The sequence below is a fragment of the Turicimonas muris genome (assembly GCF_002221595.1).
Lineage (GTDB): Bacteria > Pseudomonadota > Gammaproteobacteria > Burkholderiales > Burkholderiaceae_F > Turicimonas > Turicimonas muris.
The window spans coordinates 23,339-49,820 of the sequence record NZ_NHMP01000007.1 but is presented as its reverse complement, the minus strand read 5'-3'; the positions used below and the strand labels follow the sequence as shown (position 1 = coordinate 49,820).

At 42.3% G+C, this 26,482-nt stretch carries 24 protein-coding genes, 2 tRNA genes and 1 CRISPR repeat array; of the genes, 15 read left to right on the top strand and 11 right to left on the bottom strand.

Annotated elements, in window-relative coordinates; all coding sequences use genetic code 11:
• Nucleotides 1-7 precede the first annotated feature (7 nt).
• Complete coding sequence (feoB, locus tag ADH67_RS10285; protein ID WP_066592697.1) at nucleotides 8-2,356, top strand: Fe(2+) transporter permease subunit FeoB; 2,349 nt, start codon at nucleotides 8-10, stop codon at nucleotides 2,354-2,356.
• Nucleotides 2,357-2,362: 6 nt separating this feature from the next.
• Nucleotides 2,363-2,611: a FeoC-like transcriptional regulator gene (locus ADH67_RS10280; protein WP_066592694.1), complete on the top strand. Its 249-nt coding sequence runs from the start codon at nucleotides 2,363-2,365 to the stop codon at nucleotides 2,609-2,611.
• A gap of 89 nt (nucleotides 2,612-2,700) precedes the next feature.
• Here ADH67_RS10280 and ygfZ read toward each other — a convergent pair whose 3' ends face one another.
• Entirely contained in the window at nucleotides 2,701-3,615 is a 915-nt protein-coding gene (gene ygfZ, locus ADH67_RS10275; RefSeq protein WP_066592691.1) for a CAF17-like 4Fe-4S cluster assembly/insertion protein YgfZ, read from the bottom strand.
• A gap of 235 nt (nucleotides 3,616-3,850) precedes the next feature.
• On the opposite strand from ygfZ, the gene mltG reads away from it, so the two are divergent.
• The 3 genes from mltG to holB are packed head-to-tail and all read left to right on the top strand — an operon-like array spanning nucleotide 3,851 to nucleotide 6,506.
• The gene (mltG, locus tag ADH67_RS10270; RefSeq protein WP_236578505.1) at nucleotides 3,851-4,861 is read left to right on the top strand and encodes an endolytic transglycosylase MltG; all 1,011 of its coding nucleotides are present in this window, start codon (nucleotides 3,851-3,853) and stop codon (nucleotides 4,859-4,861) included.
• A 2-nt stretch (nucleotides 4,862-4,863) separates the two neighbouring features.
• The gene (gene tmk, locus ADH67_RS10265) at nucleotides 4,864-5,478 is read left to right on the top strand and encodes a dTMP kinase (RefSeq protein ID WP_066592685.1); all 615 of its coding nucleotides are present in this window, start codon (nucleotides 4,864-4,866) and stop codon (nucleotides 5,476-5,478) included.
• A complete protein-coding gene (gene holB, locus ADH67_RS10260; protein WP_066592683.1) occupies nucleotides 5,469-6,506 on the top strand; it encodes a DNA polymerase III subunit delta' in 1,038 nt (345 codons plus the stop codon). Before tmk ends, holB begins: the two co-directional genes overlap by 10 nt.
• A gap of 4 nt (nucleotides 6,507-6,510) precedes the next feature.
• Here holB and ADH67_RS10255 read toward each other — a convergent pair whose 3' ends face one another.
• From ADH67_RS10255 to ADH67_RS10245, 3 genes are all read right to left on the bottom strand, one after another.
• Complete coding sequence (locus tag ADH67_RS10255) at nucleotides 6,511-8,076, bottom strand: tyrosine-type recombinase/integrase (protein ID WP_066592676.1); 1,566 nt, start codon at nucleotides 8,074-8,076, stop codon at nucleotides 6,511-6,513.
• Nucleotides 8,077-8,354: 278 nt separating this feature from the next.
• Nucleotides 8,355-8,438: transfer RNA gene (locus ADH67_RS10250), tRNA-Leu, on the bottom strand.
• A gap of 287 nt (nucleotides 8,439-8,725) precedes the next feature.
• The gene (locus tag ADH67_RS10245) at nucleotides 8,726-9,283 is read right to left on the bottom strand and encodes an NUDIX domain-containing protein (protein ID WP_066592673.1); all 558 of its coding nucleotides are present in this window, start codon (nucleotides 9,281-9,283) and stop codon (nucleotides 8,726-8,728) included.
• A gap of 178 nt (nucleotides 9,284-9,461) precedes the next feature.
• Here ADH67_RS10245 and ADH67_RS10240 point away from each other — a divergent pair, with 178 nt between their 5' ends.
• Entirely contained in the window at nucleotides 9,462-9,695 is a 234-nt protein-coding gene (locus tag ADH67_RS10240; protein ID WP_236578504.1) for a hypothetical protein, read from the top strand.
• Between the two features lie 312 nt (nucleotides 9,696-10,007).
• Here ADH67_RS10240 and ADH67_RS10235 read toward each other — a convergent pair whose 3' ends face one another.
• Complete coding sequence (locus ADH67_RS10235; protein ID WP_066592671.1) at nucleotides 10,008-10,634, bottom strand: Spy/CpxP family protein refolding chaperone; 627 nt, start codon at nucleotides 10,632-10,634, stop codon at nucleotides 10,008-10,010.
• Between the two features lie 237 nt (nucleotides 10,635-10,871).
• Nucleotides 10,872-11,279 (bottom strand): DUF4332 domain-containing protein, encoded by a 408-nt coding sequence (locus ADH67_RS10230; protein WP_066592663.1) that lies wholly within the window; start codon nucleotides 11,277-11,279, stop codon nucleotides 10,872-10,874.
• A 132-nt stretch (nucleotides 11,280-11,411) separates the two neighbouring features.
• Between ADH67_RS10230 and ADH67_RS10225 the strand changes: the two genes are divergently transcribed.
• The 3 genes from ADH67_RS10225 to ADH67_RS10215 are packed head-to-tail and all read left to right on the top strand — an operon-like array spanning nucleotide 11,412 to nucleotide 13,337.
• The gene (locus tag ADH67_RS10225) at nucleotides 11,412-12,314 is read left to right on the top strand and encodes a DMT family transporter (protein WP_066592661.1); all 903 of its coding nucleotides are present in this window, start codon (nucleotides 11,412-11,414) and stop codon (nucleotides 12,312-12,314) included.
• Nucleotides 12,315-12,316: 2 nt separating this feature from the next.
• Entirely contained in the window at nucleotides 12,317-13,018 is a 702-nt protein-coding gene (locus ADH67_RS10220; protein ID WP_066592658.1) for an AzlC family ABC transporter permease, read from the top strand.
• Nucleotides 13,011-13,337 carry a branched-chain amino acid transporter permease gene (locus tag ADH67_RS10215; protein WP_066592655.1) on the top strand — a complete coding sequence of 109 codons (327 nt, stop codon included), beginning with the start codon at nucleotides 13,011-13,013 and terminating at the stop codon, nucleotides 13,335-13,337. The genes ADH67_RS10220 and ADH67_RS10215 overlap by 8 nt, the downstream gene beginning before the upstream one ends.
• A 51-nt stretch (nucleotides 13,338-13,388) precedes the next feature.
• On the opposite strand, the gene pckA is transcribed toward ADH67_RS10215, so the two are convergent.
• Complete coding sequence (gene pckA / locus ADH67_RS10210) at nucleotides 13,389-15,005, bottom strand: phosphoenolpyruvate carboxykinase (ATP) (protein WP_066592653.1); 1,617 nt, start codon at nucleotides 15,003-15,005, stop codon at nucleotides 13,389-13,391.
• A gap of 196 nt (nucleotides 15,006-15,201) precedes the next feature.
• On the bottom strand, nucleotides 15,202-15,522 hold the full coding sequence (locus ADH67_RS10205) for a hypothetical protein (protein ID WP_066592651.1): 321 nt from the start codon (nucleotides 15,520-15,522) through the stop codon (nucleotides 15,202-15,204).
• A 127-nt stretch (nucleotides 15,523-15,649) separates the two neighbouring features.
• On the opposite strand from ADH67_RS10205, the gene ADH67_RS10200 reads away from it, so the two are divergent.
• The gene (locus tag ADH67_RS10200; protein WP_066592644.1) at nucleotides 15,650-16,078 is read left to right on the top strand and encodes a PaaI family thioesterase; all 429 of its coding nucleotides are present in this window, start codon (nucleotides 15,650-15,652) and stop codon (nucleotides 16,076-16,078) included.
• A gap of 386 nt (nucleotides 16,079-16,464) precedes the next feature.
• A CRISPR array of direct repeats spans nucleotides 16,465-20,125; the repeat unit is 37 nt; unit sequence GTTTCAATTGTACAAACTTACATCCTTCAACTGAAAC.
• Between the two features lie 77 nt (nucleotides 20,126-20,202).
• Here the strand turns inward: ADH67_RS10200 and ADH67_RS10195 are convergent.
• The 3 genes from ADH67_RS10195 to ADH67_RS10185 all read right to left on the bottom strand — a co-directional run bounded on the left by ADH67_RS10195 (nucleotide 20,203) and on the right by ADH67_RS10185 (nucleotide 23,110).
• Nucleotides 20,203-21,495, bottom strand: a complete 1,293-nt coding sequence (locus ADH67_RS10195; RefSeq protein WP_066592642.1) for a TRAP transporter large permease — start codon at nucleotides 21,493-21,495, stop codon at nucleotides 20,203-20,205.
• Between the two features lie 9 nt (nucleotides 21,496-21,504).
• Nucleotides 21,505-21,975 carry a TRAP transporter small permease gene (locus tag ADH67_RS10190; protein ID WP_066592640.1) on the bottom strand — a complete coding sequence of 157 codons (471 nt, stop codon included), beginning with the start codon at nucleotides 21,973-21,975 and terminating at the stop codon, nucleotides 21,505-21,507.
• A 61-nt stretch (nucleotides 21,976-22,036) separates the two neighbouring features.
• Entirely contained in the window at nucleotides 22,037-23,110 is a 1,074-nt protein-coding gene (locus ADH67_RS10185) for a DctP family TRAP transporter solute-binding subunit (protein WP_066592639.1), read from the bottom strand.
• 441 nt (nucleotides 23,111-23,551) lie between these two features.
• On the opposite strand from ADH67_RS10185, the gene ADH67_RS10180 reads away from it, so the two are divergent.
• From ADH67_RS10180 to ADH67_RS10165, 5 genes are all read left to right on the top strand, one after another.
• Entirely contained in the window at nucleotides 23,552-24,133 is a 582-nt protein-coding gene (locus ADH67_RS10180; protein ID WP_236578503.1) for a phosphoribosyltransferase family protein, read from the top strand.
• Between the two features lie 13 nt (nucleotides 24,134-24,146).
• Nucleotides 24,147-24,839 carry a 5'-methylthioadenosine/adenosylhomocysteine nucleosidase gene (locus tag ADH67_RS10175; RefSeq protein WP_066592637.1) on the top strand — a complete coding sequence of 231 codons (693 nt, stop codon included), beginning with the start codon at nucleotides 24,147-24,149 and terminating at the stop codon, nucleotides 24,837-24,839.
• 120 nt (nucleotides 24,840-24,959) lie between these two features.
• On the top strand, nucleotides 24,960-26,054 hold the full coding sequence (locus ADH67_RS10170) for a threonine synthase (protein WP_066592634.1): 1,095 nt from the start codon (nucleotides 24,960-24,962) through the stop codon (nucleotides 26,052-26,054).
• A 126-nt stretch (nucleotides 26,055-26,180) separates the two neighbouring features.
• On the top strand, nucleotides 26,181-26,327 hold the full coding sequence (locus tag ADH67_RS13265) for a hypothetical protein (protein ID WP_157108102.1): 147 nt from the start codon (nucleotides 26,181-26,183) through the stop codon (nucleotides 26,325-26,327).
• Between the two features lie 51 nt (nucleotides 26,328-26,378).
• Nucleotides 26,379-26,455: transfer RNA gene (locus ADH67_RS10165), tRNA-Gln, on the top strand.
• The last annotated feature ends 27 nt before the right edge of the window (nucleotides 26,456-26,482 follow it).

Genomic DNA, 26,482 nt, shown 5'->3' with positions numbered 1-26,482 from the left:
GTACTAAATGCCTATAAAAAATACTATTTGCGTGGTCGGTAACCCAAACTGTGGTAAGACCACGCTCTTTAATGGTCTGACAGGTTCGAATCAAATCGTCGGAAACTGGCCCGGAGTCACCGTAGAGAAAAAAAGCGGTGACTTTGTTTATAAGAACCGTCACATCACAATTGTCGACCTGCCTGGCATCTATTCTTTACAGCCGAGCTCCGCCGCAAGCATCGATGAAAAAGTCGCGCGTGATTACATCCTCCAAAACGAAGCGGAATTGGTTGTTAATATCGTTGACGCCAGTAATCTGGAAAGAAATCTTTATCTAACGGCACAGCTTATTGAAATGCGTGTTCCAATGATTGTAGTTGTGAACATGCTCGACGTCGCTGCCGCTCATAAGATTGAAATTAATATTGAGAACCTTCAAAGAGATTTGAACTGTAAGGTTGTCGGTATCGTTGCTTCGAAAGAAGAAGGTCTTAAAGAGTTGTGTGAAGCTATCGATGAACAGCTCGATGACCTTAAAACTCCTCCTAATCCAATTGCGTTCCATCCTGATATCACGGAAGCCATTAAGCAAATTGGCGCTTTACTGGCGAAGCAGAATGTTGAGAAACCTCAGTGGGTTGCAGAGCAGCTTCTTGAAGGGGACGAAGAACTTCTCACTCGTCTTCATGGCGTTGACTTAACAGAAGCTAAAAAGATTATCGATGCTCTTAACGAGAAATACCAAGGTGACTTAGATATCGCGATGGCCGATGCTCGTTACAGCTTTGTATCTGAAGTCGCGGCCGACTGCATCATCAGAAAAGGCGAAGTTAATCAGAGCACTACTGAAAAAATCGATAAGTTCGTTCTTAACCGTTGGCTCGGTATTCCGTTCTTCCTGTTTGTGATGTATCTGATGTTTGTTTTCTCAATCAACATCGGCTCTGCATTTATTGATTTCTTTGACATCCTTTTCGGCGCAATCTTTGTAGAAGGTTTTGGAAATCTTCTTACTTCCTGGGGAACGCCGGATTGGTTAAAGACAATTTTGGCTGACGGTATTGGCGGCGGTATTCAAACTGTTTCTACTTTTATTCCGGTAATTGCTTGTTTGTTCTTGAGTTTGTCCTTCTTGGAAGACTCCGGCTATATGGCTCGAGCTGCTTTTGTGATGGACCGCTTGATGAGAACGTTGGGCTTGCCGGGGAAATCCTTTGTTCCATTGATTGTTGGCTTTGGCTGCAGCGTTCCTGCGATCATGGGCGCTAGAACGATGGAAAAGAGATCCGACAGAATTACTACAGTCCTCATGGCTCCGTTTATGAGCTGCGGTGCGAGACTGCCGGTTTATGTTCTCTTTGCAACAGCTTTTTGGCCGTTGGGAGGACAAAACTTAGTTTTCTCTCTTTACCTGATTGGTATTGTTGTTGCCATCATCACCGGCTTTGTACTCAAACGTACCGCTTTGAAAGGTGCACCTACAGCCTTCGTCATGGAGATTCCTCCTTACCATTTACCTACAATCAAGACATTGGCCTACCGTACATGGGATAGATTAAAGAGCTTTATTCTCAAGGCGGGTCAGCTGATTGTTATTATTGTTGCGGTTTTGGCTTTCTTGAACTCTTTAGGCACTGACGGTTCGTTTGGCAACGAGGATACAGACAAGTCTGTACTTTCCAATATCGGTAAGACAATCGTTCCGGCATTTGAACCAATGGGTATGCAGCAAGATAACTGGCCTGCTGCCGTAGGTATCTTTACCGGCATTCTTGCAAAAGAAGCTGTAGTCGGCACACTGGATTCTTTATATTCCGGCATGGGAACTCGTTCTGCTCGAGGTGACGACAGTGAAGTTAACACTGTTAAAGAACCTTCGCCTGCAGTAGAGGAAGAGGAAAAAGAATTCAGTATCTGGGAATCCACAAAAGAAGCTTTTGCCACAATTCCGGAAAATCTTTCAAAGCTTGGAGATTTCTTAGTTGATCCTCTGGGTGTCAATGTAGAAAAAGATCTGACTGACGTTGATGAGCAGGCTGCAGAGCAAGAAGTTGGCGTTGGTACCATCCACAATATGAAGAAGCTTTTTGACGGAGATTTAGGCGCTTTCGCTTATCTCGTTATGGTTCTTCTTTATATCCCATGCTGTGCTTCCATTGGTGCAATGTATCGTGAAATCGGCGCTAAATGGACCATCTTTGCAGCATTCTGGACTTCAGCTCTGGGCTATGGCTCTGCCACATTGATCTATCAGATTGGACGTTTTGGCAATCACCCGGTCTATTCTTCCGTGTGTATTGCTGCCGTCTGCTTAGTGTTCATTTTTACCTTTGCCTATCTGAGAAAAGAAGGTAAAGGTCCGGTGATGGAGTAAAAGCTAATGACATTAAGCGAACTTAAAATCTTGGTGCAGGAGCGGGGACAGATTTCTCTGAAAGAACTCTCCCTCCACTTCGGGTCTGATGAGTCTGCTATTGAAGCCATGATGGATCGTTGGATCCAAAAAGGACTTGTTAAGAAGGTTGAGCCAACAAAAGCTCAATGTTCAGGATGCGCCTTTTGCGGAGATGACGCACGTTTTCATTACGAATGGATTGGACCTAGAGTAGTGAAATTTGTGAATAAATAACCGAGTTTCAAATTAATCCTCCAAAAAAATCGGCTGCTCAAATGACATAAGGTTGAGCAGCCGATTTGTATTAAAACAGCAAAGAAGTTCTAGATCTTGCTTTCAGGCAATGAAACTGTGTACGGGAAATCAATGACCTTGACGGATTCTCCTTTAACGGTGAAGTCAGAATCAAGATAATCAGCCCTGATAACGAAGAGGAAAGTATTTCCAACGCATTGGATAACACGTCCCATCGGTTCGTTAATCATGAATACTTCTGTCCCCTCGTCAACGTTTTCGATGTTGGCCTGACCAAGAAGCATGCGGCGTTTTACACGGCCGAGATGCTGAGTCTTGGCAACGACTTCTTGTCCTGTGTAGCAGCCTTTATTAAAGGAAATAGAACCAATCAAATCCAAGTTCAGGAACTGTGGAAGCCACTCTAAGCTTTCAGCTTTGTCAATCAAAGCGACGCCTTCTTCCATGAGTGCTTTAGGAAGCATATTTTCTTCAGTCTTGCCCGATTCCATCATGTCAGGCAGTTTGCCAAAAGCCACGAACTTGGCGGAAAAGCCGTCGGCTGCTTTGCTGGGAAGACGTACTACGGTTACTGACTTTCCGCGGTAAGCCTTCATCGGTTCTGCTGGAATAGCGGGGCAGACGGTAATTTTTTCAGAGTCTTTTTCTTTTGTTGCGAAGAAAGTGATGGGAACAGACTCGATGGCGATGGTGACTTTACTTCTAAGAATAAACTTAGAGAGTCTTTGAACTTCTGTCTCAGCAATAGAGACAGGCATCATCAAACCGAATCCGTTGGGAATTCTGAAAATTAAAGAGGAAGAAGCAACACGGCCTTGATGATTGCAGCTGGCCGTCCATTTTGCTTCGTCTTCTTTAAAGTGATGAACATCTTGGGTTAATTGGCCCTGAAGAAACGATTCAGCATCGTCCCCGGTGACAGAGACTAAACGGTAGTTAGGTTCATTGCTGAATGTCCATAAATCAGAACTAGACATAGTCATAATTTTCTCCATTTCTAGATTTTGCTAGGTTACCTGCCAGGCAATGTATTGAATGGCATTGCTAAACAAATTAGGCAACGAAGGTTTTAAAGATTGTATCTAATGTTATGAGAAGCTCAAGACCTTAACGGAATTCAATCTCATAAGTAAAATTATTAGCTCCAAAAACTAAAGTCGGAAAGAGTTTGTATAAGTAAACTTGAACTTTTGAACAAAAAGACTGTAGGAGATGACATTGCTCAAGATAATTAAGTATTTTGCACTTGCCGCCGCAGCTGCGGCAGCCCTCGCTGTCTGCTATGGTTACTGGTATGTTCAGGATCGGATTGTGCCTTTTCCGGAGGGACAACAAGAATTAGTATTAAAAGTTCATAAGGGAGATACCACAAGAATCATTGTGAGAGAAATGCAGTCGGAAGGGCTTGATGTGCATCCTGACATATCTGCTTTAGCTTTTAAGCTGTTAGATGCAGATAAAAATATTCATGTCGGCCGGTACCTGATTCCTAAAGGTTGGACTCTTAATGAAATCATTGCTCATCTTAAAAGCGGCAAGGTGATTATGAGCAAGATCACCTTCATTGAAGGAACGGAAACTAAGAAAATTGTAGATAAGGTCAATTCTGATACTAACTTAGAACAGAATTCTGAGCCGATTACTATGGAGAATGTAATGAAGGTGGTCGGGGCACCTGAAAATACACATCCCGAAGGTCAGTTTGCGCCAGATACATTTGTATTTGCCGCCGGCTCTTCTGCTAATTCTATTCTTAAACAATCTTATAACGAACAGCAAAAGAGACTCAAAAAAGTTTGGAACTCTCGCGATCCTTCCATTGCGGTAAAGAATCCTTATGAATTATTGATTCTTGCAAGTATTATCGAAAAAGAGACGGGGCATCCGGAGGACAGAAATCTGGTCGCCAGCGTGTTTAATAATCGTCTGAAGAAAAATATGCTGTTGCAGACAGATCCGACGGTTATTTATGGAACGAAAGACTATCAAGGAAAGATCCTTCGCTCCCATTTAGCAGCCGATCATCCTTACAACACTTATATTCACCCGGGACTTCCTCCAACTCCTATTGCTAATCCGAGCTTGGCTTCTTTAGAGGCCGCTGCACACCCTGCGGACACCAAATATTTATACTTTGTGGCCAAAGGTGAAGGAAAATCTTATTTTTCTCAAACTTTACGGGAGCATAATGCGGCCGTACAGAAATATTTAAGAAGCAAAGGAAAGTAATCGTGAGTGCAAAACCAAGAGGACGTTTTATCACAGTAGAAGGCGTGGACGGTGCAGGTAAAAGCAGTCAAATCGATGTGATAGCACAAGCGATTCGGGACAGAGGAATTGACTTGGTTATCACGAGAGAGCCGGGGGGAACTCCGACAGCAGAAAAAATAAGAGAAATTCTCCTGCACGATGAAATGTCTCCGAAGTGCGAAATGCTTCTTATGTTTGCTTCTCGTCAAGAGAATTTAGACAAGGTCGTTAAGCCGGCAATTGCTGAAGGGAAGTGGGTACTATGCGATCGCTTTACCGACGCTTCTTATGCTTACCAGGCCTATGGGCGTAATCAGCCCAAAGAATGGGTAGATTTGTTAGCTGACTTTGTCCATTCAGATATTTCTCCCGACAGAACGGTTTTGTTCGATATTGACACCGAAATTGCTGCAGCAAGACTTCAAAGAAAACTTGATCGTTTCGAAGCTGAAGAGAAAGACTTTCATAGAAGGGTCCGTGAAGGCTACCTGACTCTGGCAAGAAACGAACCGGAAAGATTTTTAGTTATTGATTCTTCACAGCCAAAGGACGAAATAAGCGCTTTCTTAAAAGAGGAGTTTTCTAAATGGGGTTAGCTCCTTATCCCTGGCTCCAGAAGCCTGCAGAGTTATTGGAGTCCTTCACAAAGAAGCTCCCGAGTTCGATTCTTATTCACGGTCCCAGAGGCAGCGGAACGTATGAGCTTGGAGAAGCATTTGCTAAATTAATCTTATGTAGTTCTCCAGTAGACGGGCATGCCTGTGGGCAATGCGCAGAATGTAAGTTAATTGAAGCGGGTAACCACCCTGATTTCAAACTGCTTCTCTCAGAAGCGGAGGAAGCGATCCATCCGTTGCCATGGCAAAAAGAAGCTAAGCCGGTCACGGGCAAGAAAACTATATCCAGAACGATTTCCATCGAACAGATCCGTGCTTTAAGCGACTTTATCGGAATCAGTTCTCATCGAGGAGGCCGAAGAGTTGTTTTGGTTTATCCGGCTGATACCATGATGGCTGATCAAAGTTCAGCTCTTCTTAAAACTCTGGAAGAGCCGCCTCCAAGCATGGTTTTTATTCTAGTGTCAGACAACTTGGATAGGATGCTGCCGACGATTCGATCAAGATGTCAGCTTGTGCGAGTTGCACCTCCGACACAGGAGCAAGGAGTTCAATTTTTAAAAGAAAAGGGTGTCAAAAATCCCGTCGAGGAACTAGCTAAGCTTGGCGGAATGCCTTTACTTTATTTTGAGCAAGATCAGAAACTGCGCCTAGATCCGGAAAAAGAAGAAAAACTTCTAGACCTATTGGCAAAAGGACCTGCTCTGGATGCCCGAAGCATAATTGATCTTTCTTCGGCGGAATATTCTCTGGTGCCTTTAACTACGCTTCTGCAAAGATGGTGTAATGATCTGGTTTTAGTCTCTCAAGGACTTCAACCGCGTTATTTCTTAAGAAGAGCAAATCAAACAAAATCTATAGCGTCTTCAGTTAATCTCAAAAAACTGTATGCATTTTGGGATGAGCTGAATACAACCAGACGCCACCTGCAGATTGCTTTGAATCCCAGGATGATGACGCAGGATATGTTATTTAAATATAAAGATATCTTTCCAAAAAGACGGTAGTTTTTTATAAGTCCGGTTTCTTCTTCAGAGCCTCTACGATAGTCTGTTCATCCGGAATAATGTACTTACTGGTTGTGCCGACGGAAGCATGCCCAAGAGCAGTTTGTACGACGTTAACCGGCATGACTTCCAAGCTTGTTACGGCAAAGGTATGTCTGAGCCAGTGAGTGGAACTGGTGCGTAGTTTGGCAGCGTCCAATGGACGTTCCTTTTTAATATGGTCAGCGACATCGCCTAAGAAATTAGAAAGGATGACGTAAAGACCTGAACGGGTTACGCCGCCTTCTAAATTCTTTTTAGATTTCCTCATAGAAGCCAGAAGCAGGGATTGAGAACCGGCTTCATCTCCCAGTGGCGGAAGATTGCGGAGTTCTAAGTAATCGGAAATCATTTTTACTTGTTCATTGGATAAAGGAAGGCGTCTTTCTTTGTCTCCTTTTCCAATGACGGTAATAAACATCACGCTGCTGCCGCCGATGTTGCGAGCTGCAATCCATGAAGAGCGGGCATTAATCATTTCGCTGCAGCGCATGCCCAGACCTTTTCCAAGAAGCAGAATAACTTTTAACCTTGCCTTTTGAATGGACTCGGGCATCGCCTCAAGATAAGCAAGGATTTCGTCCCATTGTTCTTTAGACAAAGATCGATCGGCGTATTCTTTTGGCTTTCCTTCCCCCGGAAGGAGCGGTATTTTGGGCGATATCTGATCGAAAGGATTCATTTTCAGGTATCCCGTTTTTTGCAAGAAGGAAAAGAGCTGACGCACAACGGTCATAGCAATTTTTCTGCTGGAATAAGACAAAGCCGAGCTAAAAGGGCGCCAAGCTCCGGACGATCGAGTTGTATTCTTTGGTCCGAGCCAGGTACTTTGAGGCTGGTTCCAGCGGGCACCCCACGTTTCATCGCTGGAGCGTCCGAGCATTTCCAACCAAGTTAAGTATTCGGCGCAGTCTTCCAAGGTAAGGGAGGAGAGGGCAGTTCTTTTTTCGATAATGGCCCAAAGAAGAAATCTTTCGGCTTCTTTTTTATAAGCCGCTTGAGTATTTTGATTTTTTCCTCTTGCTTTCAACCAAGAATGAATGGCCTGTAGGTCATCTTCAGCACTAAGTTGACAGTTGGCTTTGTCTCCGCGGTTTGTCCCTTCTCTTCCGTTAAAAAGATCAGGCACCTTAAAAGATTCGAGAGGAACAATTTGTGAGCGCTCGGAGTGCATGAATCCAGCGCGTTGCGGAACTTTTTTGAAGTGAGTTTCAGGATTAACGACTTCAGTAAATTGGGCTCCTGCTACAACACCGATTTTATGTCCGTAGTAAGGCTTGGTAAGTTCAATGGCCTTTTTTAAAACCGAATCCGGAAGCTCTACTCCTTCTAGGCGATGGTCATACAACCATTTAAGGATTCCATTCGCCGTTTCCTTTTCAAGATGGACGGATTTCCACCAATTATTGTCATTGATATAAATTAAGTCCATTAAGTCATCTAGGTTGTAGATTTCGTTGGACTTAAGGTGTTCGGAGACATCTTCAAAAAAATACTGTGAAAGGGGAGCATCAAAATCTAATTGGGACATAACAATATTGGTTTTTCTGCAAGCTTACGTTTTGGCCTGTGTTGTGTTCGATTATGGTTCCAAAATTCTTCCTCAATAATAAGACGGAAATCAGCAGAAACGAGAAGGTAAGAGTTCAATTGTCTTTTGAGAAAGAGAAAGGTTTCCCGGAGTGCTTGGGGTTATAGTTTATGGATGAGCATTACTCACTTCAAAAAATGCAATCTAAGCTTTGACTTACTTGCTATATAAGAGAAGATTTTTACGCCCTGAGTAGCAACGGATATGAAAGAATTGGTTGGTGCGAGAGGTCGGACTCGAACCGACACGTCTAAGACACTAGAACCTAAATCTAGCGCGTCTACCAATTTCGCCACACTCGCTTTTTGAAGAGCCGTAATTCTACTACAAAATCAAAATTGAATCTTTTGAAATTATTTATTTAATAATCTCAAGGGGTTAAATAAAAAGTGCCTTTGTATGTTTCTAAAACACAAGAAAGCTCGTAAGTTAGGAGTTGATTTGGTGTTTGGTGCAAGAGGTCCGACTCGAACCGACACGTCTAGGATTCTAGAAGCCAAACCTAACGCCTCTACCACTTTCGCCAAATTCGATTTTTGAAGAGTTGAGGTGAGGTTCTAATATAAAATCTAAACTGAGTCTTTTGAAATTATTTTTTAGAGAAGTCAGCGCCGCCCAAGTATTTCTCTAGCCAAAGAGAGCCAATGATGGTTTTTACATCAGTAATCTCGCCGTTCAGAGATTTTTTGACAAGTTCTTTCCATGGAAGAAGGGAGAGTTCTACGAATTCTCCAGGATCAAGATGTTGTTCTTTTTTCACAAGATCTTTGGCGAGGTAGATCCAAATACTTTCGTTTGAATAGCCGATAGCATTATTGATCTTTCCTAGGAAGACCCAGTTTGCTGCTTCGTAGCCGGTTTCTTCTAAAAGTTCGCGTTTGGCACAGACAAGAGGATCTTCATTTGGGTCCAATTTCCCGGCAGGAATTTCTAAAAAAGCTTTTCCGGCTGGGTATCGCCATTGTCTTTCTATAACAACTTGGCCGTCCTTGGTTAGAGGAATAATTGCCGCTGCTCCGGGATGTTTAATATATTCTCTTGTTGTTATTTTTCCGTCCGGAAGTTCAACTTTGTCTTTGTAAATTTTTAAGAAGTTGCCTTTGTAAACTTCCTCAGTTGAAATTTGCTTTTCTTCGAGAGAATCCATTTCAAGTCCTTATAGCTAGTCACTTTTGACGAATCTCAGAAAGCTTATCACGTTGGTATGATGTTTCTTAGTATTTGCCTTAATGCCTAGAATAGGTTCAAGGACTTTATTCTTCCTTATTAACTTGCAATAATTTACAAAGGAAGGGGGTGCAAGAAAAACCCCAAAAGGAATTACGATGAGCACAAACACTATACCTTTAAGAACTTCTCAAAGTTTTGTTAACTGGTTCTCTATCTGCTATTTTGCATGCGCAATCGGCATGTTCATCTACCTCTGGGCTAACACTCCGGTTATTGCAGATTTATGGACAAGCCTATTAGATTTCGCCTTCAACATCATGTATGTTGTAATCGGTGCTCTTTTATGGCCCGGCACTCTGTTGGCCATGTTGGTAATGGGCTTTTATTAATTTTTAGAAAAAACGAACCTTTGGGCTCCATCGAGTTCTTCTCTTTGGAGCTTTGGTCGTTGCTTATTATTTTAGTATTTGCTACAAAGCGGTTCTGAATGGACCGCTTCGCCTTTTCAGGAGAGGGCGCTTCATTTTTTACGTTTTGCAGTTAGGCAAAGCTAATCACTCAAATCTTTTTCTAAACTGTGTCGGTTTTCAGAAACTTAAAACAGGAAAGGCTGCAAACACTTGTTATGTTTGCAGCCTGCGGAGTTAGAGTTTAAAAACTGCGCTTTTTAACTTCCGGCAGTTCCTTCTAACGTTTTCTTATTAGACCGGAGCTTTGGGCATAGGAGCCGGAGCACCTTGTGGACCGAAACCTTGCGGTCCGAAGCCATGATGGCGTTGCGGAGCAAATCCATGATGACGTGGTCCTCTATGGCCTCTGAAGTGGCTCTTGCTTTCGAGAGCTTCTAAAACTTTAACTTGTTCTGGAGTCAGAACCTTAACAAGTTCAGCACGAGCCTTGATCAGGTTTTGAGTAGCCTCGAGTTGCTGCTGGAGTCTGGCGACTCTTGCTTCTAAGCGCTGTTCTTGGCTGAGCTGCCAGCCCGGAGCCTGCTGGTTCGCATTTCTCTGAGCATGAAGAGCGTCGATAGCAGCGGAATAGTTATTCCAAGCGGGCTTCTGAGAATCGTTCAAATTAAGAGAGCCAAGCAAGTAAAGTTTTCTGTCCTGATAGCCGACTGCCGGACCGCGCATTTGATTGCCCTGACCAAAATAGCAAGGAGCGCCGTTGTAAGTGCCGTAACAAGGAGCGCCGCAGTTAGGACCAGGACCCATCATTCCCATACCGCAGCCGGGGCCTGGTACCCACTGAGCAGATGCAGCAGTTGCTAAGAGTGCTAAGGAGCCGATAAGAGATCCCTTGAGAAGGAGCTGAGATGCTTTGTTCATCATGGTTTCCTTTGATTGAATTATTGGAGGTATGGAGCTTCTTGCTCCACGCATACAAGATACACAAAAAGCCCGAAATGTAACATCCTAAATGTTAATTTGATTAACTGAGCGTAATAATTCGTAATACGCAGGGCAATTTATTTACATTTCTCATGCAATAGGTAGCTATTATTAGCTAAGAGAAAGTCCTGGATAGGAAGGGCCCGAAGTATTCGGGCCCGAAATACTAACACATTAATAAGTGAGAGCCGGTTTTAAAGTCTTGGCTTCTTCGACCCATTTTTCCACATCTTTCAATGTTGGAGAACGTTTTGCGAGATGTTTTTCTTCGTTAATTTCAACAACTTTTTTAGCTAGATTTGCCGGAACACGGTTTTTCAACTCGTTAACAGTGTCCACTCCTGCGCGTTCAAGAATTTCAGCGTACTGAGGTCCAATGCCGTTGATGCGAATTAAATCAGCATGGTTGGCGAACTTTAGGATCAATTTCGGAGAAATCTTTGTTTCCTCTGCTAATTTCTTTCTTAAGGCCGGAGTTGCGGTTTTGGAAAGATATTCCGAGGTAGTAAAAATACCAGCGTCATTGAGTTTTTTTGCATATTCCTCACCGACACCTTCAATATCTAAAACTTTATAATCCATAAACTCACCTTAGAAAAAGAGATATACATGCCTTGGAATATAAAGGGTTTGCAAACTAACTAGGTTCCTAATAGCCCAAAATAAGTTCCGTTTTCAAGGTTAAAAACAATAAGATCAAAGTAGTTAAGTATCATGGCTAGTAACAAAGTAGCCCTCGGGATATCATTAGCTCTCGGAGCGGCTGTCAGTTGGGGTGCGATGGGGATCGCTGCCCAATATCTTCTTCACTATTGTCGTTTTGAAGCAATCGATCTAGTTTCTATCCGTCTCGTGTCGGCCGGAATTCTTTTGCTGCTTATCTACCGAATTTTAGGTGGTACAGACGTCATGTCTCCGTTCTCTTCTCGGTGGGCATTTACTCAAGTGGCTATTGCAGGCGTTACTATCCTTGGTTCCCAACTGACATTTATGCTGTCTATCAAAGCTGCAGATGCAGCGCTGGCAACTATTTTATTTACCGTCATTCCTTTGATGTGCGCCGGTTATTACTGCGCTGTGGACAAAAAGTTTCCTTCTCCGGCAATTTGTCTTTGTTTTGTCCTAGCTTCAGCCGGCGTTGCTTTGGTCGTGACGGACGGAGATTTCAGCAAGCTTAACTTCTCTGTTGTGGGATTGCTATGGGGACTGTGTTCCAGTGCTTTATGTGCTTTGTACTCCATTCAGCCTCAGAAAGTTATAAAGAAATTAGGAGTATGCCCGGTTGTCGGATGGGCCATGATAATCGGAGGAATGGTTGCTTGCTGCTTTAATCCTCCTTGGACGCTTCAGGTTGACTGGAATCTTAATTCGATTGCGGCTTTCACTTTTATTGTAACGATTGGAACCGTTTTATCTTTCTGGTGCTATCTTTCCAGTGTCAAATATCTTTCAGCAGTTTTAGTCAGTCTGATTGGGTGTATGGAACCGGTTACGGCTTACATCTTGTCTATCATGTTCTATGGAAAATCCGTTGGTCTTTATGAACTGTTAGGAATTCTTTTTGTATTTGCGAATGTAATGATTATTTCTGTTCAGTCAGAGGAGAAAAAGAACTAAAAATGGAAGAAAATTCCCGGTCACAAGCAATTAAGTGGGCCCTAAAAACTTCTGTCCCTGTGTTTATGGGATATATCCCATTAGGCGTTGTTTTTGGATTTTTGTTTGTTCAGGCAGGTGCTGAATGGTGGCTTGCCCCACTGTCTTCAATCATGATTTATGGAGGAGCAGTTCAGTACATGATGATTCCGATGCTGGCGGAAGGGCTTCCGATTTCTGCCATCGCTTTTGCTACTTTTGTTGTTAATCTCCGTCATGTGTTCTATGGTCTCTCACTGATAGATACCGTTCCGAAAAAAGGTCCGGCTAAGTGGTTTTTATCTTTTCTGCTGACAGACGAGACATACTCTTTATTAACTACTCTTCCAAAATCGGTTCCTCTGAGCAACCGACTCTTTTTAGCTTTCTTTAATTATCTTTGGTGGATTCTTGGAAGTCTGATTGGCGCTCTTTTAGGGTTAGGGATCAAAGTCAACTTAGGCGGTTTTGATTTTGTGCTGACAAGTTTATTTGCAATGCTCTTATGTGAGCAATGGAGACAAAGAGACTCTTCGTGGCCGGTCTGGATAGCATTGGCCTCTTATGGAGCAGCCAGATTAATCAGTGTTGAACATTGTCTGGCCTTGGCTATCGCGTTCTCCAGCATTGGAGCATTGCTGCTGATGCTGCCGCGCAGAAAGATGAAGGAGAAGATTTATGAATGATTACGGTTATCTTTTTGCGACGTTTTTCGCAATGATGATTATTAGTTTCGGGGAGAGAGCACTGCCTTTTGCGGCCGGAGAATGGCTGCAAAAGCAGAAGTGGGCAATTGTGCTGGGGAAGTTCTTGCCGCTGGCTATTATGTTTTTGCTGGTTCTTCACTCTTCGACAGGAGCGGCATTAGCTCACGGCGGATTGCCGATCCCCGAGTTAGCAGCGATTGTTGCAACATTAGTGCTTCAGTGGTTCTGGAAAAATGCGTTGCTTTCTATTTTTACCGGAACTTTAGTTTACGTTGTCCTGTTTAACTCTATGTTTTAATTGTGAAAAACCCGGATTGTTCCGGGTTTTTCTTAGACTCAGTCAACTGAGCTAAATGTGAGGACCAGATTTCTCAAGTTTCTTGCATTTCTCATTTGTTGCCGCAAATTTGGCAAAGTTAGCAATGAATTTAGAAGCGAGTTCCTTAGCTTTTTTGTCCCAAACTGCAGGGTTCTTGTAAGAGCTCCTTGGGTCCAAAACGTCTTTTGTCACTCCAAAGACTTCAGTTGGATATCTCAAATTGAAGAAGGGAATAACTGCAGTCGGTTCTTTCAAAATGGACTGATTCAGAATTGCGTCAATGATTGCTCTCGTTTCTTTAATAGAAATGCGTTTTCCAGTTCCGTTCCATCCGGTATTAACGAGGTAGAACTTGGCATTACTTTTCTCAGCTTTTTTCACCAGCTCTTGGGCATACTTGAAGGGATGAAGAGTTAAGAAAGCTGCTCCGAAGCAGGCAGAAAATGTCGGCTTCGGTTCCGTAATTCCTCTTTCTGTTCCGGCTAATTTGGAGGTATAGCCGGATAAGAAATAATACATAGCTTGATCTGAATCAAGAATGGATACCGGAGGAAGGACTCCAAAGGCATCAGCCGTCAAGAAGATAATGTCTTTAGCGTGCGGACCTTTTGAAATTGGTTCGACGGTATTTTCAATGTGGTAAATCGAATAGGAGACGCGAGTATTTTCTGTAGCTGAAGAATCAGAAAAATCTATCTTTCCGTTTTCATCAACGATGACATTTTCCAGTAAAGCGTCTCTGCGGATTGCTTTGTAAATATCGGGTTCGCTTTCTGCATCGAGATTAATTACCTTCGCGTAGCAGCCTCCCTCGTAATTAAAGACACCTTCATCGTCCCAGCCGTGTTCGTCGTCGCCGATGAGAAGGCGTTTCGGATCAGCGGACAGAGTTGTTTTACCTGTGCCGGATAAACCGAAGAAGATGGCAGTTTCGTTGAGAGATTTATCGGTATTTGCGGAGCAGTGCATAGAAGCAATTCCACGCAATGGATTTAAGTAATTCATTACGGAGAACATACCTTTTTTCATTTCGCCGCCGTACCAAGTATTCAAAATCACTTGGACTTTCTTTTTGAGGTTGAAAGCAATGGCAGTTTCGCTGTGTAAGCCGAGTTCTTTGTAATTTGCTACTTTGGATTTGCTAGCAGTTAAAACTACAAAGTCAGGTTCTCCGAATTTTGCTAATTCTTCAGGTGTGGGACGAATGAACATGTTGGTGACAAAGTGGGCTTGCCAAGCTACTTCCATAACAAACCGGACTTTCAAACGAGTATGTTCGTTGGCTCCGCAGAAGGCATCAACGACGTAAAGTTTTTTGCCTGAAAGTTCTTTGACAGCTTGTTTTTCTAATTCTTCCCAAGTTTCCGGAGTGATAGGCTTATTGTCGTTGGGATATTCCGGAGTATTCCACCAAACTGTTTCTTCCGTTACATCATCTTTGACAATGTACTTGTCTTTGGGAGAGCGGCCGGTGTAAACGCCGGTCATCACATTGAGAGCACCTAACTCAGTTTTGAAGGCTTTTTCGTAGCCGTTTAGTTCAGGATGAGTTTCTTCTTCGTAAAGTTTGTCGAAGGATGGGTTGTAAATGATTTCTTTAACGTTGGTAATCCCGTAGCGGGAAAGGTCAATATTTTTATTATTCATCTTAGCCTTCTTACTTTCTTGTACCTTTTAGAGGCTCAAGGACGTGGTTATGTTACAAAATTTAACTGTTTAAGGTTACTACTTTTTGCATTCCATGAAAAGAAAAATTTTGAATGAGAATTAGTAGCAAGATTGAACAAGTCTTAAAAAAATCCGGTGACGGCTTTCGCTGCACCGGACAAAAAAGGTAGGAGGATTATTTAACTGTTGATTTATCGCTGGAGAATTTGAATTCTTTTAAATCAGACTTCAAATTGGAGGCATCGTTTTTGAGATTCTCTTTGTTTTGTTGAAGAGATTGAAGATCTAGCGATTTTGCATTGTCTTTCAAAGAAGCGGCATGTTCTTTTGCGCTTTGGTAATCAGAGACGAAACCATTGGGCCGGTCCTGAGGAAGCACTGTTTCAGCAGCAGGTACAGAATCGCTCGAGGTTGGAACTTCGAGCTTATCAGCTGCTTGTGCACCGAGAGCGGAAAGTCCTAAGATTAAAGACGAGATCACTAAAATCTTTTTCATGTTGTCTCTCCTATAAATAGAAACAAACTAATGATATAGGGGTTTTATCCTATTTTAAAAATAAAATTTGTAAAGAATGTAAGTGTAAATTAATGTCTTCATTTATCAAATCTATAAAGAGCTAAGAATGCAGGCTAAGTACTCGGATAAATATTCTCTCGAACATTCTATGATTGGCTATTTGGGCATTGAGCTCATCAGTGAGGAAGAAGGGCTTGTAAAGGCCAAGATGCCGGTCAATGAAAAGACTTCTCAACCTTTCGGTGTTTTGTGCGGGGGCGCATCTTTAGCTTTTGCCGAAATTATTGCCGGGTATGGTTCTTTTCTGTATTGCGGCGAAAATGAGATTGCAGTTGGCTCATCCGTCTCGGGGAACCATATTTCTTCCGTTAAGACCGGAGATGGCGTATGGGTCTATGCTGTTGCAAAGTGTTTGCATCATGGACGCCGAACACACATCTGGAATGTAGACATCTTTAATAAAGATGAAAAGTTGATCAGTACTGTCAGAGTCACCAATTTCATTGTTGAAGATAAGTCGAAGAGCTGGAAATAGAAAGAACCTTTCCGAGCTCTCCCAGGAAAGACGATTCGAAAAACTGGGAGCTGAAAACTTCTTTTGCAGTCACGTTCCAGCGATTCTTTCTTATTGTTCGGAAAGATGTCTAACGGAAACTTAACTTCTGGTCTATCTCATTCTTCGGGCAGAAAAAGATTCAATTTTGCTGAAATCGACAAGTTTGAGTACTTTTCAATTAAAAACCAAAACTAACTCGGCGGGAGCTCCTGATTGATAGGGGGTTATATTTTGAAGATGATATAGGGAGGGTGAATATAAGATTTTTCGAAAATTATGGCACTTTTCGTGCAGTTTGAACTGTTTCGAAGAAATCCTCAGCTAACACAAAATAAAATTTATAAATTTCATAGCATTAGCTGAGGGTTTCAATTGTACAAACTTACATCCTTCAACTGAAACATGATATAGCCATGCTCAACAAAAGATTTGTTGAAGTTTCAATTGTACAAACTTACATCCTTCAACTGAAACGTTGAGTAAGTTGCGTCTCTAACATCGCACGATTGAGTTTCAATTGTACAAACTTACATCCTTCAACTGAAACGAGCACGATTGAGCAACTGTTGAGTAAGTTGCGTCGTTTCAATTGTACAAACTTACATCCTTCAACTGAAACTGCGGGGAAACATCGTTCGTATTAGACGTTTGTTGTGTTTCAATTGTACAAACTTACATCCTTCAACTGAAACATCATCCTATGGATTTTAGTCTTGTCTTTCTTGGGTTTCAATTGTACAAACTTACATCCTTCAACTGAAACCGACGGACATCAGAAGCAAGACCATAAGCTGCCAAGTTTCAATTGTACAAACTTACATCCTTCAACTGAAACATGGGTGACGGTCCTGACCCTGTTTCAAATTTCAGTTTCAATTGTACAAACTTACATCCTTCAACTGAAACTTAACAAAGATTAACGGCGAAGAGACATTCAACCGCGTTTCAATTGTACAAACTTACATCCTTCAACTGAAACGTGTAAGGGCCGGATTTGCTAATGTATCCGGTGTCGGTTTCAATTGTACAAACTTACATCCTTCAACTGAAACTAAACAGGCATAGCTCGAGCACACTTGCAGTCAAGTTTCAATTGTACAAACTTACATCCTTCAACTGAAACTCTCTGGCGCACTTAGGCGAACAAGCTATTCTTAGTTTCAATTGTACAAACTTACATCCTTCAACTGAAACTGAGAGGCGGTTTCCGTATTTAACGAAAATCTTATCGTTTCAATTGTACAAACTTACATCCTTCAACTGAAACGAATTAAAATACCTAAATAACGTAGGTTGATTGCGTTTCAATTGTACAAACTTACATCCTTCAACTGAAACGAGGATTGTACTCATTAGCTACAGAATCAAAAATAGCGTTTCAATTGTACAAACTTACATCCTTCAACTGAAACTACTCGCCACAAGCATAATAACGAATTTTACGTCGTTTCAATTGTACAAACTTACATCCTTCAACTGAAACAAATAGATGCCTTGAAAAGAACGAGTAGCATCATCGAAGTTTCAATTGTACAAACTTACATCCTTCAACTGAAACCGGGCATCACGCTCTAGTAACTTCTGAATCTGGAAGTTTCAATTGTACAAACTTACATCCTTCAACTGAAACCTTATTACCGACATCAGTAGGTTGGGGGGTCGAGGTTTCAATTGTACAAACTTACATCCTTCAACTGAAACTACTCGCCACAAGCGAAATAACGAATTTTACGTCGTTTCAATTGTACAAACTTACATCCTTCAACTGAAACATCCAGACAAGACTAAAATCGGAAGGATGATTGGAAAGTTTCAATTGTACAAACTTACATCCTTCAACTGAAACTTCATGGATAACGTCTACTTAGAAACTTTCTTCTTTGTTTCAATTGTACAAACTTACATCCTTCAACTGAAACTACACGCACTTTCAAATTCCTTGCGGTCAGTGTATGTTTCAATTGTACAAACTTACATCCTTCAACTGAAACTTGGTAGTTTTTTATCCGGCGGTGTTGGTGGCGCCGTTTCAATTGTACAAACTTACATCCTTCAACTGAAACGTAGCGTCAGACAGAAGCGAAGAGCCTAAATTAGCAAGTTTCAATTGTACAAACTTACATCCTTCAACTGAAACCCCAAGTACTCCGGCCGTTGCAAACGAGCGTCAGGCGTTTCAATTGTACAAACTTACATCCTTCAACTGAAACAAATGAGACCGGAGAATTTCTGTGTAGCGAGTACCTCGTTTCAATTGTACAAACTTACATCCTTCAACTGAAACTATACGCATTTTCAAATTCCGTGCGGTCAGTGCGTTTCAATTGTACAAACTTACATCCTTCAACTGAAACGTACACCGTAAACCGGCATAGGACGAGCACACTTGCAGTTTCAATTGTACAAACTTACATCCTTCAACTGAAACATAATATAACCATGTTCCACAAAGGACTTGTTAAAGTTTCAATTGTACAAACTTACATCCTTCAACTGAAACCGCTTCAAAAGATTGAAATTCGAAACAGGGTCAGGAGTTTCAATTGTACAAACTTACATCCTTCAACTGAAACAAGTAGTCAAAAACAGTGCCGTTGGCAAAAGAAGTAGTTTCAATTGTACAAACTTACATCCTTCAACTGAAACGTATTGGATCTACTGTGCTTAATCAGCCTGGTATGAGTTTCAATTGTACAAACTTACATCCTTCAACTGAAACCCATATTGTGCACGAGGAATCCGACTAATGTAATCAGTTTCAATTGTACAAACTTACATCCTTCAACTGAAACCATTTTTGACTCATGAATACAGCGAATCATCGCGGTTTCAATTGTACAAACTTACATCCTTCAACTGAAACTTACTAGTCTTCTTAGAGTAGGAATACCACGCGGTTTCAATTGTACAAACTTACATCCTTCAACTGAAACTTTTACGTTGACGAAGTCCTTCCCGGTGATTCATTCAGTTTCAATTGTACAAACTTACATCCTTCAACTGAAACTACTCACCGCAAGCAAAGTAACGAATTTTACGGTTTCAATTGTACAAACTTACATCCTTCAACTGAAACGTCGGAACATTTACAGAATTTTGAAGATTCTCATCGTTTCAATTGTACAAACTTACATCCTTCAACTGAAACGCTACTCTGGTGGATTTGTGGTTGGGACGCCTCTTGGTTTCAATTGTACAAACTTACATCCTTCAACTGAAACAATATTCAGTTTTTAATCGGTTGGACCAAACGGCTGTTAGTTTCAATTGTACAAACTTACATCCTTCAACTGAAACGTCTATGGTGTTCCCGGTCTTGTAGATCATTTCTAGTTTCAATTGTACAAACTTACATCCTTCAACTGAAACAAATAGTCGTAAACAGAACCGGAAGAAAAATTCATAGTTTCAATTGTACAAACTTACATCCTTCAACTGAAACGTGTCAATGCAATTACGATTAATGACCTTCGTCAAGGTTTCAATTGTACAAACTTACATCCTTCAACTGAAACCTTTTCGATGATTCCTTCTGTGAATTTAAAGAGGAGTTTCAATTGTACAAACTTACATCCTTCAACTGAAACTCCCTTGCTCACTTAGGTGAACAAGCAATCCTTAAGTTTCAATTGTACAAACTTACATCCTTCAACTGAAACGAAAGTGGCCTCGTGCAACAAGAAAATTAGTAGAAGTTTCAATTGTACAAACTTACATCCTTCAACTGAAACGCCGAATCCGCTGACTTTTGCTTAGGATCCCGGTAAGAAGTTTCAATTGTACAAACTTACATCCTTCAACTGAAACGCCGAATCCGCTGACTTTTGCTTAGGATCCCGGTAAGAAGTTTCAATTGTACAAACTTACATCCTTCAACTGAAACGTAACCATCTCAATCGACTCTTTTACCGGCTTTAAGTTTCAATTGTACAAACTTACATCCTTCAACTGAAACTGAAGTCTTATTCAGCAGCTTCTGAGTGGAAAAAGTTTCAATTGTACAAACTTACATCCTTCAACTGAAACCTTTCTCCTTTGGAGAAACTCGAGACGCAAGTAGCAAAAGTACAACATACTTGAACTGAAAACTTTATGACGAAGGTTTATAGGCCCCAAAGCGCTGGCAAGAAAGTACTGAACCAGGGTACGTAAATGATTAGTACCAACGCCAAAACCGCAGCTATCAGCAGAGGAATAACCGCAGGTGTAATTTCTTCCATCGTTAGTCCGCTAATCTGAGCTCCCACGTATAAGTTAACCGCCACGGGAGGAGTAATCTGACCGATGGCCAAGTTAACCGTCATCATTACGCCAAACCATACAACGTCCCAGCCGAAGTGCCTGATCAATGGAAGAAGGAAGGGCAGTAAGACGTAGTAAATAGAAATCGCATCTAAAAGCATTCCTGCAAGTAACAGGATGATATTGATAAGCGCAAGGAGAACCCAAGGATTATCAGACAATGCTAATAAGAATTCAGCGCCTTTTTCGACTAAGCCTACGGTACTTGCAACCCATGCAAAAAGCCCGGCGCAGGTCACAACAAACATAATAACGGCAGTCGCTTTGACAGACTCAACCAGAACTTCTAATAAAATTTCAAAAGAATTGAATGTTCTATAAATAAAGACACCAACAAAAAGACCATAGAAAATAGCCACAGCGGCCGCTTCGGTTGGAGTAAAGATACCGCCGTAAATGCCGCCCAAAATCACAACTGGAGTCATGATACCCCAGAAAGCATCTTTGAAAGCTTTCCAAACAGGGACTGAACGAGGAAGACCTCTGTAGCCGTGTTTCTTAGAAATGAGGTAAACGCAAATCATCAGGCATCCGGCAACAAGCAGACCGGGAATGATGCCCGCGGCAAATAGAGCCGGAACGGAGGCATCGGCGATACCGCCGTAAACGATAAATGCGATACTCGGAGGAATAACAATCGCTAGGCCTGAGGTCACGGAGACATTGGCTGCCGCAAAAGGTTTGTCATAGCCGCTTTTAACCATCGCCGGAATCAAAATTAATCCCAACGCAGCTACCGTTGCGGGGCCCGATCCGCTGACTGCACCCCAGAAGGTTGCTACGGCAACGGTTGCAATGGCCAATCCGCCTGTCATGTCTCCTACAATGGTCTCGACTAAGGTGACGATGCGGGCTGCAATACCGGCTCTCTCCATGATGAAGCCGGCAAGAATAAAGAAAGGAATTGCTAGAAGAGGAACTTTTGCTACACCGGCAAAAAAGTTGTAGGGCAGCATATCGATGCCCATGTCGTACATCCAGGCAACAATCGAAGCACTAAGTCCTAGACAAATCGCAATGGGGACACGCAGAGCAAGCGGGATAACAAAGAGCAGAAGTAGAACCAGTGCCGGATCTTGAAAGAGTTCTGTCATTTCTGCCTCCTACACCAATCCAGACTTAAAGTCACTGATGACTTTCTGGATAATGCGAACAATGATTAAAAGGGAAAATAAAGGAGTGGCCATGGTGTAAAGCCAGACCGGAATGTCCAAAGACTCACTGGAAACATTCAGAGAAAACTCATCCCAGACTTCAATGGAGCCGAGATAAACAAGAGCAGCAAAAAAAGCAATGCTGCAGACAACACCGAAGATGTACATCCCTTTTCTTAAAGCAAGCGGACAGGCGTTATAAAGAAGGTTCATGCAGAAGTTGCTTCCCTCTCTGAATGCTCTGGCGGTTCCGAGAAGAACAATCCATACAAAGAAGTTGACCGTCAACTCTTCGGAGGCGGAGAAAGAGAAGTTTGTGCAGTACCTAACAATGACATTGATAAAGGATATGCAAGCCATTAACCCTAAGAGAAAGGCTCCCAGTATTTCTTCAAACCGGGAATTTAAAAAATTCAGCATCTTTTTACTTCTATTTTGAAACGGGCGGCTTTTGCCGCCCGTTAACTACTCAATGGTTCAATTACTGAGCGGCTTTCATGTCTGCTTCAGCGGCTTTAACGAGTTCAGGACCAATCTTCTTTGTCCAGTTGTCGCGAACTTGCTGAGTTGCTTTGTAGAAGGCTTGAATTTGTTCGGGTGTGAAGCTTGTTACTTCCATACCGTTCTTCTTCAATTCAGCATTAGGATCGCTGACGGCAGGAACTTTACCGATCTTCTGCAAGTAAGCTAAGGCTTCGCCATTGTCAAAGCCTAAGCGGGAGAGGGCTTTGCCGTAAAGTTCTGCTTCAGCTGCGCATTCAAGAATGATTTTTTGGTCTTCTTTGGAGAAACCGTTCCAAACTTTCTTGTTTGCCGTCAAGAAGAGTGGGTCGATCATGTAATGCCAATCGGTCATGTGTTTGTGCCATGTCCACATCTTCATTGGGATGTTGATGCCGTTGGTCGGGTTTTCTTGACCGTCAACAATGCCTTGTTGGAAACCGGTAACGGCTTCAGACCAGTTAATAGCCTGTGGATTGGCACCTAAAGCTGTGAAAATATCAATGAAGATTGGGGTGCCGCAAACGCGAAGCTTCATGCCCTTCATATCTTCAGGCTTGTTGATTGGACCCTTGCTGGTTGTCAGTTCGCGGAAACCGTTTTCGGACCAACCGATGAATTTAACGCCTGTTTTTTCAATAGCGTCTTGAAGCATCTTGCCGGACTTTCCGGCTTCGATGGCATCCATAGCTTTGTAACGGTTAGGATTGTTGGCTACAAAGAAAGGAAGAGCAGTCAAGTTAAGTTCTTTGATCTGCGGGGACCAGTTAATTGTGGAGGCAAGAGCAAAGTCGATGGCACCGCGGCGAACCAAAAGAAGCTCGGATGTTTGTTTGCCTGCCATCAGCTGAGCGCCGAAATAAGGCTTAATGTTGACTCTTCCGTCGGTTTTGTTTCTTACGCAGTCAGCAAAGAAAGTTGCTGTTTGACCCCAGCCGGAGGTGGCTCCTGGAACAACGCTTAATTTGTATTCTGCTTTATATGCAGCGGATACGGCTGTCATTAACCCTGCACAGGCGAGGGTAAAAAGCGCTTTGCCGATCAAGTGCTTCATGTTGAATCTCCTATTTGTGTGGATTGAGTTTTTAAAAATTAGAGGCAATACAAAGCCGCTAGTCTTTCTTAGTTTTTATAACTTCACGGCTTATGGCTTCCATCTTGGACAATGGATGTGCAGTTAGGAAAAGGAAGCTTTGTGGGTTCCTGTTCCATTGTCAATATGTTAACAATAATTTCTGCTGTTCTTCAAAACTGAGCTCACTGAAAAGCAGTAATAGATGGAAATTACTTAGGTGGGAGTTGGTCTGAGGGATTTTTCGGAAAAAGAAAGTTCCGTTCTTCTAAGTTTTGCGAATAAATAAGGTTTCTTTGGGCTCATTAATGGGCAGAATTCTTCTTTATTTCCCCCACTTGATCCAATAATGCCTAATCCTGCTTGAGTGCCTGAGCTCCTATTTGGTTTTTAGGCTATTTTTGAAGTAGGATTAACCCATATTTGGTTGAATTTATCGGTGTGATGGTGAAAACATACAAGATTAATATTGCAGGCATGGAAAGAGCATTGCCTCTTTGCGCAATTAATGACGATCTTTACATTGGAGCTTTTATCATAGTCGGGGATCCTTCGCTTTCTGAGCATTGCGCCAGAGAGCTTCTTAAGATCGCTCCTGAATTTGATTACGTTCTTACTGCAGAGACCAAAGGCATCCCTTTAGTCCATGAAATGGCAAGACAAAGGGGAGACGCTAAATATATCGTCGCCAGAAAGAGTAAGAAACTCTACATGGTCGATCCTTTCTTTGTTGAAGTTCAGTCTATTACCACAGCCGCTCGGCAAAAGCTCTATCTAGATCAGCTCGATGTCGAAACCATGAAGGGGAAGAAAGTATTAATCGTTGACGACGTTATTTCAACCGGAAAATCTTTGGAGGCATTGGAAGAGCTGGCTGAAAGATGCGGAGCTAACGTTGTTGGGAAGATGGCTATTCTTGCTGAAGGGGAAGCGGCTGATCGCGACGATATCCTTTTCTTAGAAAAATTGCCTCTTTTCAATGCAGAAGGCGAACCGATTTCTTAATTAAGGAAAAGCAATGATTGGCATTATTGGAGCGATGAAAGTTGAGGTTGAAGGCCTCAAAAAAGAACTGAAAGATCTGAAGGTAACTACTATCAGCGGCATCGAATTCAACCAAGGATTTTTGAACGGAACTTCTGTTGTTATCGCTGTGTGCGGCATCGGGAAAGTCTTTGCAGCTATCTGTGCACAGACAATGATTTTGAAGTTCGGCGTGGACAAAATTATTAATACCGGTGTGGCCGGATCCCTTTCTCCTGACTTGGAGGTGGGAGACATGGTTGTTGCCACTGCAGTTTGCCAGCATGATATGGATACTTCCGGCTTAGGCGATCCTGTCGGAATGGTTTCGGGCCTCAATCAGATTTTCTTTGAGACCGATAAAGCTCTTCAAGAGCTTGCTCTTGAAAGTGCCAGAGACAAGGACTTCAAGTGCGTAACCGGAGTTATTGCGACCGGCGATCAGTTTATGAAAGACACCGTCAAGGGAGAATTAATTGCATCTACCTTTAAGGCAGTTGCCGTAGAAATGGAAGGCGGTGCTATCGGCCAAGTCTGCGCGGTAAATAAGATTCCATTCTTAGTTATTAGAGTTATGTCTGACTGCGCCGATGACGGAGCAAACGTGGATTATGCTGTGTTCCTTGATGGAGCGGCTAAAGAATCGATGGAAGTTGTCAAAGGAATAGCTGAAAGCTACGCATCATAATTTCGTTATTTTCAACTTAGAGAGCTCGCAAATCGCGGGCTTTTTTGTTGAGGCAATGTGATAACGGTTTGTCCAACGATTATTATTCTTGTATCTCAACTCAGCTCTCAAGGATTTTTTATGAATTTCATTTGCAGCAAATGTGGAAAATTAACACCGACACATACTCCTCAAGCTTCATGCTCTTGCGGCGGATTGTTTTCTCTTCCTAATGAGTTTCCAAAATTTGAAGAAAAGCTAATCGATAAAAATGAATGGAGTCTTTTCCGCTATCGGGTTTTTATGAACATCGAAGGGGAAAGCTGGCGCGATGTCACGATGGGAGAGGGCAGAACCCCGATCATCTCATTTGACAAGGATGTCATGGTCAAGATGGATTACATGATGCCGACTCTTTCTTTTAAAGATAGAGGCGCAGCAGCGCTGGTGGCTCATATGAAAGAAATCGGCGTCAAAAAATGCGTTCAGGATTCCAGCGGAAATGCCGGTGTGGCTGTTGCTGCTTATTGCGCAAGAGTTGGCATCGAATGCGAAATTTATGTGCCGGAAGGAACAAGTCCTAAAAAGATTTCTATGATTGAGGCATTCGGAGCTAAAGCGGTCGTTGTACCCGGAACCCGAGATCATTGTGCAGATGTATGTAGAGAAAAAGTAGTTACTGAAGGAGCCTATTACGCCAACCACGTTTTTAATCCATTCTTCTATGAGGGAACAAAGACTTATATCTACGAGACCTATGAACAATTGAAACGAGTTCCGGAAAATATTTTTATTGAATTAGGAAACGGAACATTGTTTATCGGAGCTGTGTTGGCTTTAGAACATCTTCTGGCTTCAGGTGTTATATCTCATTTTCCGCAGGTTATTGCTATCCAAGCAAGCGGTTGTGCCCCTTTCTTTGAAACTGTTGAAAAACAATTAGATCATCTCGCCGAAATTACTCCTGTCCCCACTTTGGCCGAGGGAATTGCGATTGGCAAGCCAGCAAGAGCAGAGGAGATCATGGACATGATTAAACGGCATAACATTCGTGTTGTGACGGCACCGGAAGAAGAAATTCTTCCCGCACGCCGCAAACTGGCTGCTAGGGGTATTTACGCCGAGCATACAACGGCGGCGGCTCTGGCTGCCTATGAGCAATATTGCAAAATTTACGGGGCTACTCCGGACTCTTTACTGTCAATGTGCGGAGCAGGTATTAAAAGCGACCATTAAAGGCCGATTTACACAATCTATTTGAGCAATTGAAAAGACCAATATAAGAAATCGTTGCAATCTTTTAAGTGGAAATACTAAGTAGATATTGGTAAAATCCCTATAGAGAAACTTTGGGGGTAGATTATGAGATATCCGAAAGAGTACCAAGCTCAAGAAAGAATTGAAGCTAGAAAAGATTTACAACTTATTGAAAAAATGATGAAAGTTAATTTTGCATTCTTATGTGCAGGATTTATTCTCATGCAGGTCATCGGTCTTTTGATAAATTAAAAGAAGATTTGCATTTTTTTTTAGAGTTGTGTAATATCACGCTTCACTTGCAGGGGAATCGCCAAGCTGGTTAAGGCACCGGATTCTGATTCCGGCATTCGAGGGTTCGAATCCTTCTTCCCCTGCCAGCCTCTTTCAAGTCAGCCGCTTCAAAA

Excerpts from the sequence above, each read along its gene's own strand:
- ADH67_RS10215 (WP_066592655.1), top strand. The coding sequence starts at position 13,011 with ATGAATGATTACGGTTATCTTTTTGCGACGTTTTTCGCAATGATGATT.
- ADH67_RS10185 (WP_066592639.1), bottom strand. The coding sequence starts at position 23,110 with ATGAAGCACTTGATCGGCAAAGCGCTTTTTACCCTCGCCTGTGCAGGG.
- ADH67_RS10280 (WP_066592694.1), top strand. The coding sequence starts at position 2,363 with ATGACATTAAGCGAACTTAAAATCTTGGTGCAGGAGCGGGGACAGATT.
- ADH67_RS10245 (WP_066592673.1), bottom strand. The coding sequence starts at position 9,283 with ATGGATTCTCTCGAAGAAAAGCAAATTTCAACTGAGGAAGTTTACAAA.
- feoB (WP_066592697.1), top strand. The coding sequence starts at position 8 with ATGCCTATAAAAAATACTATTTGCGTGGTCGGTAACCCAAACTGTGGT.
- ygfZ (WP_066592691.1), bottom strand. The coding sequence starts at position 3,615 with ATGACTATGTCTAGTTCTGATTTATGGACATTCAGCAATGAACCTAAC.
- ADH67_RS10240 (WP_236578504.1), top strand. The coding sequence starts at position 9,462 with ATGAGCACAAACACTATACCTTTAAGAACTTCTCAAAGTTTTGTTAAC.
- ADH67_RS10190 (WP_066592640.1), bottom strand. The coding sequence starts at position 21,975 with ATGCTGAATTTTTTAAATTCCCGGTTTGAAGAAATACTGGGAGCCTTT.
- ADH67_RS10195 (WP_066592642.1), bottom strand. The coding sequence starts at position 21,495 with ATGACAGAACTCTTTCAAGATCCGGCACTGGTTCTACTTCTGCTCTTT.
- pckA (WP_066592653.1), bottom strand. The coding sequence starts at position 15,005 with ATGAATAATAAAAATATTGACCTTTCCCGCTACGGGATTACCAACGTT.
- ADH67_RS10200 (WP_066592644.1), top strand. The coding sequence starts at position 15,650 with ATGCAGGCTAAGTACTCGGATAAATATTCTCTCGAACATTCTATGATT.
- ADH67_RS10220 (WP_066592658.1), top strand. The coding sequence starts at position 12,317 with ATGGAAGAAAATTCCCGGTCACAAGCAATTAAGTGGGCCCTAAAAACT.
- ADH67_RS10205 (WP_066592651.1), bottom strand. The coding sequence starts at position 15,522 with ATGAAAAAGATTTTAGTGATCTCGTCTTTAATCTTAGGACTTTCCGCT.
- holB (WP_066592683.1), top strand. The coding sequence starts at position 5,469 with ATGGGGTTAGCTCCTTATCCCTGGCTCCAGAAGCCTGCAGAGTTATTG.
- ADH67_RS10170 (WP_066592634.1), top strand. The coding sequence starts at position 24,960 with ATGAATTTCATTTGCAGCAAATGTGGAAAATTAACACCGACACATACT.
- ADH67_RS10230 (WP_066592663.1), bottom strand. The coding sequence starts at position 11,279 with ATGGATTATAAAGTTTTAGATATTGAAGGTGTCGGTGAGGAATATGCA.
- ADH67_RS10175 (WP_066592637.1), top strand. The coding sequence starts at position 24,147 with ATGATTGGCATTATTGGAGCGATGAAAGTTGAGGTTGAAGGCCTCAAA.
- ADH67_RS10225 (WP_066592661.1), top strand. The coding sequence starts at position 11,412 with ATGGCTAGTAACAAAGTAGCCCTCGGGATATCATTAGCTCTCGGAGCG.
- ADH67_RS10255 (WP_066592676.1), bottom strand. The coding sequence starts at position 8,076 with ATGTCCCAATTAGATTTTGATGCTCCCCTTTCACAGTATTTTTTTGAA.
- ADH67_RS13265 (WP_157108102.1), top strand. The coding sequence starts at position 26,181 with ATGAGATATCCGAAAGAGTACCAAGCTCAAGAAAGAATTGAAGCTAGA.
- ADH67_RS10235 (WP_066592671.1), bottom strand. The coding sequence starts at position 10,634 with ATGAACAAAGCATCTCAGCTCCTTCTCAAGGGATCTCTTATCGGCTCC.